The organism is Flavobacteriales bacterium (assembly GCA_020635855.1).
GTDB lineage: Bacteria > Bacteroidota > Bacteroidia > JACJYZ01 > JACJYZ01 > JACJYZ01.
On the sequence record JACJYZ010000002.1, the window covers coordinates 978,264 to 992,420 of the forward strand.

Consider the following 14,157-nt stretch of genomic DNA (forward strand, 5'->3'; position numbering starts at 1 on the left):
TTGATTATTCCGTTGAATGCCGGGGTGTGTCCGCTTCGTCATCCATCATGAAGAGCAGAATGATGTCAATCATCGCATGGGATACCATGGCCGTGATGATGCCACAGGTGATGAACAATACGCCGATGCCGGCGATCACCACTGTGAGGGCTACGCCGTAGGCGGAGAGGCGCAGGTCATTGGGCGACAGGTATCCGTGAAGTGCCACGAACAGGATGCTGGTGAACCACAGTCCCAAAAGGGGTTGCAATGCCGCCCTGAACAACATTTCCTCACCTATGCCGGCACAGAGTGAAATAAAAATGATCTCCACAGGGCTGAGGCTGATGTTGCCTAGCAGGCCCGCGTATTTTTCACGTACCGGTGTCATGAAATCACTGGCGATCAATGACCTTGCCGTCCATCCCGTGAGTGTGCCATATGCCAGTCCGATCAGAATTTGCAGATGCCATGGCATGCCGTGATCCAGGATCAATTCCAATTTGGATGGATGAAAAATGTACATGACAAGTACCCCAATCAGTGAAAATCCGATGAGGGTGAAAAGGGCGAGTAGAAGTAGGGCTTTCTTGTTCATCAATGTAAATCGCATTCAAAAGTATAGGTTTCTGGCAGAAACGCAGGGTTGATTTTGCCGAATGGTGCATTCAAATGTGTGAATGGGAAGAAATGGAGGATGGTTGTTTGTCAATGGTCAATAGTTCCCTTCGGTCACGTAAATTCGCTGCGCTGTAAATATGCTTTGCGGTAAATAGCTCCCTTTGGTCGTGTCAAATAACCTCCGATCATTGACCGATAACCATTGACAAAGAGCAGCCGGACATTCTTCGCTAACGGGGTGTTTGTGCAAAGTTGTGCGAATGAATCTCCGGTTCTGTCTGACCGATGTTGTTACAGTAGTGTTCATATCGGTTCAGGATGTCTTGCACATATTTGACAGGTTCGTCACCCCGGCAGTAGCCGTATTTGACTACAGGATCCTTGAAGTATTTGGGTTGCGATTTTAGTATAAGGAATTTGTCGACCTGCCCGAACCATACATTCGGATTGTAATGGTTCTTGATGGCCAATTGTCTGGCATCCACCACATGGCCGAGTCCGACGTTGTAGGATGCCAGGATGAATTTGATGCGTTCGTCTTTGTCTTCCACATATGTCTGCCAGTAGTTGTCGAGTTTTTCGATGAGTTTTACGCCTGCCTCTATGCTTTGAGACGCGGTGGTGATGGTATCAAATCCCATCTGCCTGGCTGTGCCCGGCATCAGCTGGGTAAGGCCATATGCGCCTGCCCATGAGCGTGCTTCCGGGTTGAAGTGTGATTCCTGGTAGATCTGTGCTGCCAGAAGCCGCCAGTCCCAATCAATGCGTTGACTGAATTTCCGTATGTCGTCATCGAAAGCGGAGATTTTCCCTCCCGACAGGGAAGAGTATTCACTGTTCATGCGTTCGGACGAGGCCTTGGGACTCAGAAAATATTTGCGGTACAGGGTGTAGTAGGCTGGTTTGCGCTTGGTTTGATGGAGCCACCGGTTGAGTTCCTGCAACAACATGGGGGAGCTTTTGGATACGGCCCAGGCGATTCGTTGGGGAAAGGAAATGGGGGTGGCTACATCGATGTCGGGATAGTAGGTGTTGTTGATGAGCGCCACGTTCTCATCAGCAACGGTCATGTCTATTTCACCCAAGGCTACAAGTCTGATGAGCTCTTCCTGGGACAGTTCGCCCGGACTTTCCACAATGTTGATCTTGCCGCCGATTTCATCCGATAGGTTCAGCAGGCGTTGATAGAAGCTGGATGATTTTCTGACTTCTATGGTTTTGCCTGCCAGATCCAGTGGATTTCGAATCAGGTGTTTGTCGATCTCTGTCTGTTTCATCTTTTCCCATCCCACCGGCTTGTGTTGAACAAGCACCTGTCGGGTCAATAAGTGATACTCGGTGAAATCAACAATTTTCTTTCTTTCCTTGGTGATGGTGAGGTTGGCTGCTACAACGTCTGCTTCCCCTGTGAGCAGTTGGGTGAAGATGTCATCAAAATTTTCAATCACCCTGATCTCAAGATCAACCCCCAGGTGATTGGCGAAGCTATGAAGGAGTTCGTATTCAAAGCCCATCGGCCGACCCTTATAAATGAAATAGCTGGTGGAGCTGGTCTCCGTCAGCGCAATCAGTTTACCCCGCGCCTTAATGCGTTGTAAACCCATAACGCCCTCATCGCCATCGGCCATGCCGTCGGAACGGTGACCCTGGCAACTCATCATGCAAAGCACAATGATGAGCCCTAAACAACGATATGTATGTCTGATTGAAGCCATCCTCCTGGCAGTTGAAAAGCAAGGCACTGCAGACCTGCCCCGATCCGCAAATTAATGGCATATTCTTATACGGGGTACTTCCGGAATGGTTCAGGCCAATGAATTCATGGCCGATTTTTCCTTCCTGAAATTCATTATACTTTTGTGCAACAGCAACATGTGTTCAGAAATCAAACATAAATCCATGCACAGGAAACTGAAAAGAATCCTGTTGTCCATCCATGGGATAGGACAAGGCGGGGTTGGTATGGTGTTGCTTGTATGCATGTTGTTTGTGGTTTCGTGCAGTACGCGCCAGGGGTTTGAGTCACTTCAGGTATATAATTATTTCAAGGCCAGGCATACATTTAAGAAAGGACTGAGCCGCAACCAGGCGGCAGCGGGCTATGGTCTGGCATGTATTTATCTGAGAAACGACAATCCGTTTCATGACCTGGACAGTTCATTCTGGTACGTCACCATGAGTGAACAGGCCTATGCGATATTGAAACCCTCCAAACGCGAGAAATGGCGGGACCTGTTGGATTCGGCACGGATTGACAGTGTGAAGCAGAATATATACGGGGCGGCGTTTATCCGGGCTGTCCAGGCTGGAGATGAGGCTATTTACAATCATTTCCTGGAGTTTTACGTGGGGGCTCCCCAATATGATTTGGCTGTCAAGAGAAGAAATACAGTGGCATTTTCAAGGGCGAGGGCGCAGAATACATCCGATGCCATGTTCAGGTTTCTGGATCGGTACCCGGATGCGCAGGAGGCAGAAGAGGCCAATGATATTTACCAGGCATTGTTATACAAGGAGCATACCGAAAGCGGAACGGTGGATGCTTACGTCGGGTTCATTCGTGATTTCCCGGAGAGCCCCTATGTCAGGGAAGCCCAGAATACGATTTTCGCATTGGAGACCGAGTCGGGAAAGGCATCGGATTATTACGGCTTTATCCGACAGTACCCGTCGAATCCCAATGTGTCTGCCGCCTGGCACAACCTTTACCAGCTGAATGTGGTTGATTACAAGCCGGAAACCATTGCAAAGTTCCTGGAGATGTATCCTGACTATCCGTTTCGCAATCAGGTTGAACAAGAGCTTGAATTGTCTCAGACAACCCTGTTTGCCATCCGAAGTCAGGGAAAGTGGGGCTATGCCGATAGCACGGGCAAGGTGCTTGTGCCATGCCAGTTTGAATGGGTCGCTGACTTTGCTGAAGGATTGGCCATGGCAGGACGGCATGGCAAAGTCGGATTCATCAACAAGCATGGATATACCGTGGTTTCCTTCCAGTATGAGGAAGCTGAATCGTTTAAAGATGGGTATGCATTGGTGTATGATGGAACGCATTACGGCTTTGTTGAGCGTACCGGTAGGGTGGTTATTCCTTTGGAGTATGACCAGTTGAATGAATTTTCAGAAGGTTTGGCTGCGGCACAGAAGGAGGATGCATACGGTTTCATCGATCGGAAAGGCAAAGTTGTCATACCTTTTGTTTTTGATCAGGCGGGTGATTTTTCGGAAGGCCTGGCACGTGTGGTTTCAGATGGGAAAACCGGCTATGTGAATACCTCCGGTGAGTTGGTTATCCCTTGTCAGCTGCAATGGGGGGAGCCGTTTCATGATGGATTGGCCAGGGTGAGATCCATGGATGAATTCGGTGTTATGGATCCTGCCGGACATTGGAGGCTCCGACCTGAATATGACCTGGTGGGTAACTTCTCCAACAACAGGGCCCTGGTGGTACAGGAGGGGCATCTGGGCTATGTGAACCGGAAGGGTGAGGTGATGATCCCCGTGACAGCAGAGGCAGATGTGGATGTGGCCAACTGGGCTGGTTTTCAACATGGAAAGGCGAAGTCGAAAAAGGGAAAGGGCTGGGGCATGATTGATACCGCCGGTCGGGTGGTGGTTCCGCGTGACTATGAAGACCTCGGGTACTACCAGTGTGGTTTGCTTCCTGCGAAGAAGCGGGGGAAGTGGGGATACCTCAATCATAAGCTCCGGGTGATGGTGCCTTACCAGTACGACCGGGCGTATTCATTTGCGGAAGGCATGGCAAGGGTGGAAAAGAAAGGCATGGTTGGTTTTATCGATAGCCTGGGGCGTGAAATCATACCTGTTGAATTCGAAGAGGCGGGATTGATTCGCAATGGTTGTGTGTTTGTTTCGCGTGGTGGGAAATGGGGATGTATGGTGGAAGGAGCTTGGGCTTTACCCTTGCAATATTCCAAACTGGAGTTCACTTCATCGGCCACCATCATTCGTGTTCAAAAAGGAACCGTGATGGGGTATTTCGATGTGTGTGATTTCAAATGGGTGTGGAAAGAAGATGGGTTTGATCAAACCGAACCGGCAAAGCCTTAGTCGGCAGTTTCGCGTTCGAACAAGTCTTTGCTGATGCTTTCATCATCCTTGAAGAAAAAGATGCCACCCCACTGGTAATTGATTTGTTTATAGATTGTGACATTCCCTTCCCGGCTGATGATTACTTTTTTGATGGTTCTGGTTCTCTCTTCAATAAGCTCTTCCGTTTTGCCTTCGGGGTAATCTTTGTTTTTTTCCGCCTCAATCTTTTTTGTGAGGCTTATTTTCGGAGGATTGTCCTTTAAACGTTTGGCTTCTGCCATCTTTGCGTCCGCAGCAGCTTTTCTTCTGGCCTCGGCGGCAGCCTGAGCAGCACGTACTTTCCGGTCGTTTTCTTCCTGTTCTGCTTTTAATCTGGCTGCTTCTGCTTCCCTGGCTTGCTTGCCTGCCCGGGCGTCTGCAACCTGCCTGGCAGCATCCTCATCTGCCTTTCGTTTGGCTTCGGCATCAGCGGCTCTCTTGGCTGCTTCATCTGCCTTTCGTTTGGCCTCGGCATCAGCGGCTCTCCTGGCATCTTCGTCCGCCTTTCGTTTGGCCTCGGCATCAGCGGCTCTCTTGGCTGCTTCATCCGCCTTTCGTTTGGCCTCGGCATCAGCGGCTCTCCTGGCATCTTCATCCGCCTTTCGTTTGGCTTCAGCATCAGCGGCTCTCTTGGCATCTTCATCCGCCTTGCGTTTGGCCTCGGCGTCAGCGGCTCTCTTGGCTGCTTCATCCGCCTTTCGTTTGGCTTCGGCATCAGCAGCTCTCTTGGCTGCTTCATCCGCCTTTCGTTTGGCTTCAGCATCAGCGGCTTTCTTGGCATCTTCGTCTGCCTTTCGTTTGGCTTCGGCATCAGCGGCTCTCTTGGCTGCTTCGTCCGCCTTTCGTTTGGCTTCGGCATCAGCAGCTCTCTTGGCATCCTCGTCTGCCTTTCGTTTGGCCTCGGCGTCAGCGGCTCTCTTTGCATCTTCAGCTGCCTTGCGTTTTGCTTCAGCCTCAGCAGCTCTTTTTGCCTCTGCCTCGGCAGCTCTCTTGGCTTCTTCTGTTTTCCGTTTTGCTTCAGCCTCTTCAGCGGCTTTTTTCGCAGCATCCTCCTCCGCTTTTCGCTTTGCCTCCGCTTCTTCAGCAGCCTTTCTGGCAGCTTCCTCTTCGGCTTTTCGCTTGGCTTCAGCTTCTGCTGCAGCTTTTTTAGCGGCTTCTTCCTCTGCCTTTTTCTTGGCAGCTTCATCTGCTTTGGCCTGTTTGGCCGCATCCTTCTTGGCTTGTTCCTGTTCCTTTAATTTTTCTTCGAGTTCCTGTTCAACTTTTTCCAGTTGGGATTGAATGGATTTTGTATAGTCTGTATCATAGCCGAAGTCGTCCATTTCAGCCGAATACTCGATTTTACCGACGGGTTGATTGAACACGATGGTGTTCACGCCTTCCACTTGTTCAAAGAGTTCAATAATGAAATCGAAAGGTTCGAATTCATCCTGTAACCGGTCTGCAGGTACTTTGGTATTTACGCTGATTTTCTTGGTGACGTACCCGGGTTTGGAAAATGTGAAAATGTAGGTGTGGTTGAAGTCCAAAGGCTCAGAAAAAAAACCACCTCCGCTAAGACCGATTGATTTGGCAGATCCGCCATCTTTAGAAACTGTAATCTTTACATCACCCCGGTTTCCGCTTTTTACCCGAACGGTTCCCTGGATATCGAATACGTTTTGTCCCAGAACCGGACCCACAAAGAACAAATGAAATACAAACAACCATCCCTTTATACCGGATAGGGCACCCTTGAAGGTGTGCCCTGAAGGTGCTTTGGGCATTGGCTGTTTGTATCGGTATTGTTCAGGGTTCATATAATTTGTAAGGTACGGCAAAGCTTATGCCAGCAAAAAAAGTTCGCTTTGGTTTGGTTTTTGCGTGAAAGCTTTCAGGATATTGTCATTGATATCGCATCCGTAACCCATCAATAACTTTAAGTGCCAAAATTCAGTATAAGGCATGCATCAAAGGTAAAAGATTCACGAAATGTCGACCTGTCATTTTTACAAATATACCTATTTAATCCTGTTCTTCGGTGTGTTACAGAGTGTTGTTTCTCGTGCACAGGAAGTCATTACGATGGAAAAAACGGTTGAGTTTCTTCAATCCAAAATGAAAGACAATTGTAAACTGGAAATGAAGACCGGTGGCAAGTTGGTGGTGACTTATGAGAAAGACGGAGCCCCTTATCGGGAAGACTGGCTTTTTATGAATGACATGGATACGGCACAAGTAACCTACAATGAAAGTGAACGGTCGATTAACATGCATTGCCGGGATGGGGAAGAAGATTGTGTTACCAGAAAGTTCTATAAGGACAAGGAAAAACGGTTTTACGCCAGGGTGAACTTTGCCTTTGACTTTTCTCCTGAAGAGGCTGCGGTCGTGATGGATGCATTGAAGCATATGATTCTGGTGGCGCAGAATGAGAAATACAAACGCACAAAACCTTTTGAATGATGAAACGCGCACGCATGTTTTGGATTCTGACACTCCTGCCTGTGATGATGGCAATGGCACAGGATTCGCAGGTGAATGACCTGATGAACGAGGGCAATCAACTCTTTAACAAAGGGGAATATCAATCAGCGATCGAGAAGTACAATCAGGTGCTTGAAATTGATCCGACCGCTTTTAATGCCATCAAACAAAGGGGACATTCCTATCTCATGTCGGGTAATTATGAGGGAGCCATTCATGATTTTGATGACCTGTTGAAACAGGACCCGAAGCACAAGTGGGCATTTAATAATCGTGCAGCTGCCAAAATGAAACTAAAGGATTACAAGGGGGCCATTGCCGACTATAACAGCGTGCTTGATTTGGACCCTGAAGACCAGGAAGCCTATAACAACCGTGGGTTTGCAAAGAAAAAGTCGGGGGATACGGATGGTGCCTGCCAGGATTGGAACCGCTCCAAAAAGCTGGGAAACAAGGAAGCCAAGATCATTCTGAAGAACAACCATTGTAAATAGCCAACACCATGAAGTTCATATTCACGTTACCGGTGCTGATGTTTGGGATCTACTTGTTCCCGAACATGACCGAAGGAGAAGATACGGTTGCAACACAAGATGATTGGACCGATTGCGTAGAACAATATGATTCCAAATGGGGAGATGAGGATTGCAGTCAGTGTCATGCCTTTGCGGATACCTATAAAGCACTGTTACGCAACAAATGCTCTGAAGCCATCGACCTGAAGTGCTGCGTGCAGGAGGAGAACAAGACCTGGCGGTGTTTTGCCTGGTTCGAAGTAACAGCCGGTGATACCGTAGCCCCTTATGCCTGTAAGGGAAATGGAAAAATCATTTGGTGGTCCAGGAAAGCGGGAGATACGGGAACGCCATTTCCTACCAATGAAGAAGTGAATGCCATGTACAAAGACTAGATCGAAAGTATGTGGGGAAATCCCCCGTTGACAAGATCATTTTTCAGGGCCTGGAAAAACAGTTCGTATTGTTTGTGCCAGGCCTTTTCATTTTCCAGCAAATGATCTACCGATGTTGCCATTGGCCAGGGGAACGACGTGCGTTTTTCGAGCCCTTCCAGTGAACGGCGTATGCCTTCCGTATTCCGGTACCTGTATAGCCAGTCGCCCTTGATCATATATGGCAGCATCCTGCGCATTTGCTCGGGCATATGCAGGTAATGGCGCATCAGAACGGCATACGCGTGGTGGGTGTATTTCCGGAAGCCCTTTGCATCCGCCGCATGCCATTTGCTCGCCAATAAATAGTCAAAAAAAAGGTCGGTAATGATTCCGGCGCATTTACCATGTTCTTTATACAGCCATGTTTTACAGGTCAGCACTGCAGGATGCCGGTCGGTGTAGCTGTCAATAAACCGGTGCATCCGGATGCCCCTGGCAATGGGTGCGGAATATTCCTCATGTTTTTTTCCTTTCACGGCGTCGGCGATGAAATTGCCTACCATCAACCCCTCGTCATCTCCTGCCAGATACAGATGTGAAAGTATATTCATGTGATGAAGGTAGGATATTGTTCAAAACCCTTTCTTAATTTCTACCTTTGCTTTCCCAATATCATGCATATGAGGCTATCCAGGATTTTTCATTGGTTGATACCGGGATTGATCTGTATTGCGGGTCAGGTTACCGTTGTGAACGCACAACAACCGGGCATGACCGTTATGCAGCCGATCGGGATCAAACCCTTCGGAGTCGGTAAGAAATCGGACGTTGAACAGTTGCAGCGACGGAGGCTTGTGGTGGCCATGGAAGATGAGAAATCACTAGACATCCGATCCATCAACAAAAGCCTGAAAAAGGCGGTGGAAGATTACTGGTACCTGGCGGCCAAGGATGTTCTTTTCCTGGACATGATCAAGGTCGAAGCATTCATTCAGGCCAAAGACACCAACTATGTCATTCTGCAAATGAGTTCCAGGCAGTTCAGCATCACCGAACTGCCTGAAGAGGATGCACCTACCTCACTTGATGTGAGGCGCCTGGAGATCTATTTGCCGGAGAATAAACGCCGGATCGCCACCATCCGGATGCCCGACGATATTCCATCCCTCGGTGAAGTCGTGATCGGCATAAAACAAATGCAGGCATACCTTCACGACCGTGGAGCACCTGTTGATGAAGACAAACGCGGACCCAAAACAGAGAACCATCCGGAGATCGGGGATAAAACCTTGTTGATTGATAAAAAGGATTTCCGCACATTTTCGTCGGACGACATCAAGGAAGTCCGGTATGTATATCCCAAGAAAATAGAAGTGGTTGCCAAAGACCGGATCGAACAGGCCATTATGCAGGAAGATTCAACGGTGGCTTTTGTGCAGCTCGTCCACTATCGCAGAACCCAGTCGCTCCATTATATCATCAGTGCCAAAAGCGGGGAAGTGCTGGGGCATTTCAAGGCCAGGAATTCCCTGGGCGACTACCTGCATTACCACCAGTATGTGACCATGAAACATGTGAAGCGATATGGTAACCTTGCTGATGTGAAGTATGCGGGTATGTATACCAAGCGTTTCAATGGACGGTACGCAAACGGAATGGAGATCAGCCCCAGGGTGATTGTGCAGCAATCGCTTTTTGAGGGAAAGGCTTATCGCAACAAAACCGTATTCACCGAGCGGGTGCCTGAAGTCAACAAACTGGTGAGTCAACATGGAGAAACCACATATCTCAAAACCGTTGGGGTTGCCATGGGTGGCATGATCACTACCTATGTGGATACCACCTGGTCTCTGCATGCCGGGTTGTTTTATTCCGTGCAGGGGCAGCGATTTCGCTTCACCCATTACGACAGCATTCAGGGGAAGGTGAGGAACCGTTCGATCGATTTCAAACTTGACTACCTCAAGGTTCCTTTGCAGGTGGGTTGGAATTCCCGGAATACGAGGCATGTGGTGTTCCAGGTAACAGCCGGGCCTCAGATAGGAATTCTGGCCAATGCGAAGGAACTGATCGATGGGCAGGAATACCGTGATGTAACACTCCAGCGAAGCTTTAAAGAAAAAAGTGATCAGATCGATTTTTCAGGATCCATGAAAAGCATTGATATCTCTGCTTTGATGACTGCCGGGGTGTACCTCAAACTGTACGGCCAGGCATTCCTCTACCTGGGCGGTCATGGCGATATATCCATCCGGGATGCCGACAACAATGGCCGGTGGAAGGATCCTGAATTGCCAGCCTCACGGAATATTACGTTCGGACTGGAAAGCGGGATCAGCTATCTCTTCTGAACCTTGTCCGCTGCTTCGCATATCCAAGTACCGGAAATCATCCGTTTTCGAATGGACGATGGAATGCGATGGCCAGTTGCGGAATACATCCGTACCCTTGTTTTTATTGAAGGGCAGGCATGTCCTGAAGAAGAAGAGTTTGACGGATTGGATGCCGGTTGTGAACATTTCCTGGCCATGTGGAAGGGAGAACCCGCCGGAACAGCCCGCGTGAGAACTACATCCGAAGGTGTAAAGCTTGAAAGGTATGCGGTGCTGGATCCGTTCCGTAGATTGGGAATAGGAAAGGCCCTGGTGGAAGCAACATTGGCCTATGCGAAGAGCTTCGGGCAGCCGATTTATATGCATGCACAGGCAGAAGTGGAAGGTTTGTACCGCCCCTTTGGATTCCGGCCCATTGGCGATATCTTTGATGAAGTAGGGATTCCTCATCGCAAGATGCTGTATCATTCGCTCTGACTTCATAACCATCCGCGGCATGCAAAACATCATTCAACCTACGCTGCTTGTAGACAAAAGAAAGGCCATTGCCAATATCCGTACAATGACCGCAAAGGCACTGGCAGCCAAGGTGCGGTTCAGGCCGCATTTCAAAACACATCAATCGGCTGAAATTGGGAACTGGTTCAGGGATGAGGGCACCAGGGAGATCACCGTTTCTTCGCTGGACATGGCCTTGTACTTTGCTGATCATGGCTGGGATGATATTACGGTTGCCATCCCTGTGAACATCCTGGAAATTGAAAAAATCAATGCGCTGGCTGCGCGGATTCGCTTAAATCTGGTTGTGGAAGCTTCCGGGCCGGTTTTGTTTCTTCATGAGCACCTGAAACACCGGGTGGGTATGTGGATCAAGGTGAATACAGGATATAACCGAGCCGGAATCGATGCCTCCGATCATCCGGGTATCTTGCGCCTATGCCAGGAGATTGCAATGTGCCCCGTGATGGAGATTCAGGGATTGATGGCTCATGCCGGACATACATATCAGTTACGACATGAGGAAGCCATACAGCGGGTGTTTGATGAGACCCTTCAGATTTTGCATACCGTGCGTCTATTCTTGGCAGAGCAAGGGTTTCATGGTCTCCACATATCGGTGGGTGATACCCCGGGGTGCAGCGTAGCGAAGGATTGGTCGGGTGCGGAAGAAGTACGGCCCGGTAATTTTGTTTTCTACGATGTGATGCAAATGGTAATCGGTTCGTGTTCGGCCCAGGATGTAGCGGTGGCAATGGCTTGTCCGGTTATCGCATGTTATCCGGAGCGTGGAGAGGTATTGATTTATGGTGGCGGTGTGCATTTTTCCAAGGAAATGATCCAATGGCACGGTGAACCATGTTACGGACTGGTGACCGATCTGGTTGATGGTTGTTGGGGGCAAGTGCAGCGTGATGAATACATCTCCGGGTTATCGCAGGAACATGGGAAAGTGAAGATTTCAGGCGCACGCATGAAACGAATCAAACCCGGAGATCTGATGTTTTTCCTTCCGGTTCATTCGTGCATGACCGCAGACCTCATGCGGTCGTACACGGACATGCACGGGCATGTGATTGAAGGTGCTTCTTACTGAACCACCTTTACTTCAACACGTCTGTTTTTCGCCTGATTTTCCTTGGTATCGTTGGGTACCGCCGGTTCTTTTTCTCCCTTGCCGACAACGGTCATGCGTTTGGCATCGATGCCATTCCGGAGGAAGTAATCATATACCGATTGCGCGCGGGTCTTGGACAGGCGCAGGTTGTAATCGTCACCCCCAACGCTGTCTGTATGTCCGGATATTTCAATCTTGACATCCTGTTTCTGGCGTAGGATGGTAAGCATTCTTTTTACTTTTTCCACCGACTCCACATTCAGAAGGCCGATGTTGTACTCAAAGTACAGAATCTCCCATTTACCTTGTTCAGGTACCTGAGGCTTGGTGGGTTTGGTTGTGGCTACTGGGGTGGTTTCAGAGGTCGGTTTGTTGTTGGCTTCGGGTGTGGTGCCGGTTGCCGGATTTTTGGTCACAGCAGCGCCATCCGTGCCACTGGTATTCTTCACATCCTTGTTGTCTTTGTTCTCCGGAGTAGTGGTTGTTACCTCCGTTGTTTCTTCCGGACTGGCAGCATCGACCAATTCTTCCGCTTCAGTAGCCTCCTCTTCAACTTCTTCTTCACTGCTTGCATCCGCTTTCGGCTCTCCGCCTTCATTCATGTTTGACTCATCTTCGGAAATAACGATACGATAAAGGTCAAGTCCGCCATACCCGTTTTCACGTACGGACGCGAAATAGGCGTGGGTTCCGGCACGGTTGGTTACATAGAAAATGTTGTCGGCAGCAGTATTGATGGGGTAGCCGATGTTTTCCGGGTCGCTCCAACTGCCATCATCCTGAAGTTCTGTCTTGAAGATATCCATTCCGCCCATGCTCTTATGCCCTTTGGATGAGAAGTAAAGGGCTTTTCCATCCGGATGAATGAACGGGCTGTCCTCGTCATATTCCGTGTTCACATTGCTTGGCATGAGTGTGGCAGATCCCCAGTCGCCATTGTTGTCTTTGTGAGAAACATACAGATCAAGGCCACCCGGACCACCCACGCGTTCGCTTGAGAAATACATGGTTTGGCCGTCTTCCGTTACGGTTACGTGTGACTCGTAAGCCGGCGAGTTGATGTGTGCGTTGAGTTCTTCGGGTTCTGTCCAGGAATCACCCATGCGGGTGGATTGGTAGATGTTGCCATCGTCCCCGTTGGCTTTGTATAGGTACAATGTATTACCGTCGGGTGAAAGGCTGATGCTGGCTTCGTGGTCAGGGGTGTTGATGGTTCCTCCGATGCTTACCGGGTTGGACCAGGCACGACCCTCAATGTGTGAAATGTAAATGTCTTCGTAGTACTGACCATCAAGTCCGACTTTCTCGCCTGTACTGCCTGCACGGGTGGAGGTGAAGATCAACGTGGTTTCATCTGCAGAAATCACCGGTGCATAATCATTGTAAGCGCTGTTGATACGGGATCCGAGGTTGGTGATGAACACAGGCAGGGGATTCTCCATCAACTCACGTGCATTTCTGCATTGATCCAGGCGATGATCCACCTCTTTGATCAACTCCGGGTCAGAATCCTGAATCAGCTGCTTGAATGCCGAATAGTAATATTCGGCGCTGTCGATCTGGTGCAGGAAATGAAAGGCTTCTGCCAAATAGAAATAGCTGTCGACCGGAGCCTGAGTCTCTTTCGGGTGCCCGGTTCGGTATTCGTGTGTTGTATTTTGAATGGCCTTCCTGAAATAGGTAATTGACTTCTCCTGATCCACCGGAAAATTGAACGAATATGAATTGAAAAGGCACACACCGATCTTGAAAGAAAGGTTGGCATTGTCGGGTTGCATTTCAGCCAACCTGGTGAAAAGTGGCAAGGCCTTCTCATAATTGGAAACCCCAATAAACCTTTCGGCTTCCAGAAATGTCTTTTTGAAATCGACGCTCTCTTCCTGTGCCAAAGTCACAAGGGGAGAGACGGCCAAAATGGTAATCAAAAGGCGCTTAAGTGAAGGCATGTGCGGTGTATAATGGATGTGCGCGCAAAGATATCTTTTCCGAACATTAATGCCAAATCAAAACAGGAGACAGAAAGCGGATCGGGATGCCTGTGGATACCCCGTGGTTGCTACGTCGAATTGATGATAACAATAGCTGAGCGTGGTGTTTTTTTCTTTGAATACACCAGTCCCCCATTCTTTGCAATATCAGTCATGGAAGGAGTTTTACTT

At 49.1% G+C, this 14,157-nt stretch carries 12 protein-coding genes; 7 read left to right on the forward strand and 5 right to left on the reverse strand.

Features of this window, described 5'->3' with window-relative positions:
* Nucleotides 1-4: 4 nt before the first annotated feature.
* Entirely contained in the window at nucleotides 5-592 is a 588-nt protein-coding gene (locus tag H6585_04090) for a CPBP family intramembrane metalloprotease (protein MCB9447505.1), read from the reverse strand.
* Between the two features lie 238 nt (nucleotides 593-830).
* Nucleotides 831-1,550 (reverse strand): transglycosylase SLT domain-containing protein, encoded by a 720-nt coding sequence (locus H6585_04095; GenBank protein ID MCB9447506.1) that lies wholly within the window; start codon nucleotides 1,548-1,550, stop codon nucleotides 831-833.
* 949 nt (nucleotides 1,551-2,499) lie between these two features.
* On the opposite strand from H6585_04095, the gene H6585_04100 reads away from it, so the two are divergent.
* Complete coding sequence (locus H6585_04100; GenBank protein MCB9447507.1) at nucleotides 2,500-4,671, forward strand: WG repeat-containing protein; 2,172 nt, start codon at nucleotides 2,500-2,502, stop codon at nucleotides 4,669-4,671.
* On the opposite strand, the gene H6585_04105 is transcribed toward H6585_04100, so the two are convergent.
* Nucleotides 4,668-6,458 carry a hypothetical protein gene (locus tag H6585_04105; protein ID MCB9447508.1) on the reverse strand — a complete coding sequence of 597 codons (1,791 nt, stop codon included), beginning with the start codon at nucleotides 6,456-6,458 and terminating at the stop codon, nucleotides 4,668-4,670. The genes H6585_04100 and H6585_04105 overlap by 4 nt on opposite strands.
* A gap of 298 nt (nucleotides 6,459-6,756) precedes the next feature.
* On the opposite strand from H6585_04105, the gene H6585_04110 reads away from it, so the two are divergent.
* From H6585_04110 to H6585_04120, 3 genes are read left to right on the forward strand one after another with little or no spacing between them, the layout of a single operon-like run.
* Nucleotides 6,757-7,137: a hypothetical protein gene (locus H6585_04110; GenBank protein MCB9447509.1), complete on the forward strand. Its 381-nt coding sequence runs from the start codon at nucleotides 6,757-6,759 to the stop codon at nucleotides 7,135-7,137.
* A gap of 14 nt (nucleotides 7,138-7,151) precedes the next feature.
* Nucleotides 7,152-7,652 carry a tetratricopeptide repeat protein gene (locus H6585_04115; GenBank protein ID MCB9447510.1) on the forward strand — a complete coding sequence of 167 codons (501 nt, stop codon included), beginning with the start codon at nucleotides 7,152-7,154 and terminating at the stop codon, nucleotides 7,650-7,652.
* Between the two features lie 8 nt (nucleotides 7,653-7,660).
* Nucleotides 7,661-8,068 carry a hypothetical protein gene (locus tag H6585_04120; protein MCB9447511.1) on the forward strand — a complete coding sequence of 136 codons (408 nt, stop codon included), beginning with the start codon at nucleotides 7,661-7,663 and terminating at the stop codon, nucleotides 8,066-8,068.
* On the opposite strand, the gene H6585_04125 is transcribed toward H6585_04120, so the two are convergent.
* The gene (locus H6585_04125) at nucleotides 8,065-8,661 is read right to left on the reverse strand and encodes a DUF479 domain-containing protein (protein MCB9447512.1); all 597 of its coding nucleotides are present in this window, start codon (nucleotides 8,659-8,661) and stop codon (nucleotides 8,065-8,067) included. The genes H6585_04120 and H6585_04125 overlap by 4 nt on opposite strands.
* A gap of 69 nt (nucleotides 8,662-8,730) precedes the next feature.
* On the opposite strand from H6585_04125, the gene H6585_04130 reads away from it, so the two are divergent.
* The 3 genes from H6585_04130 to H6585_04140 are packed head-to-tail and all read left to right on the forward strand — an operon-like array spanning nucleotide 8,731 to nucleotide 11,977.
* A complete protein-coding gene (locus tag H6585_04130) occupies nucleotides 8,731-10,401 on the forward strand; it encodes a PorT family protein (protein ID MCB9447513.1) in 1,671 nt (556 codons plus the stop codon).
* A gap of 51 nt (nucleotides 10,402-10,452) precedes the next feature.
* A complete protein-coding gene (locus tag H6585_04135; protein ID MCB9447514.1) occupies nucleotides 10,453-10,860 on the forward strand; it encodes a GNAT family N-acetyltransferase in 408 nt (135 codons plus the stop codon).
* A 19-nt stretch (nucleotides 10,861-10,879) separates the two neighbouring features.
* Complete coding sequence (locus H6585_04140; GenBank protein MCB9447515.1) at nucleotides 10,880-11,977, forward strand: alanine racemase; 1,098 nt, start codon at nucleotides 10,880-10,882, stop codon at nucleotides 11,975-11,977.
* On the opposite strand, the gene H6585_04145 is transcribed toward H6585_04140, so the two are convergent.
* Complete coding sequence (locus H6585_04145; GenBank protein ID MCB9447516.1) at nucleotides 11,971-13,944, reverse strand: PD40 domain-containing protein; 1,974 nt, start codon at nucleotides 13,942-13,944, stop codon at nucleotides 11,971-11,973. The two genes, H6585_04140 and H6585_04145, sit on opposite strands and share 7 nt — an antisense overlap.
* Between the last annotated feature and the right edge of the window lie 213 nt (nucleotides 13,945-14,157).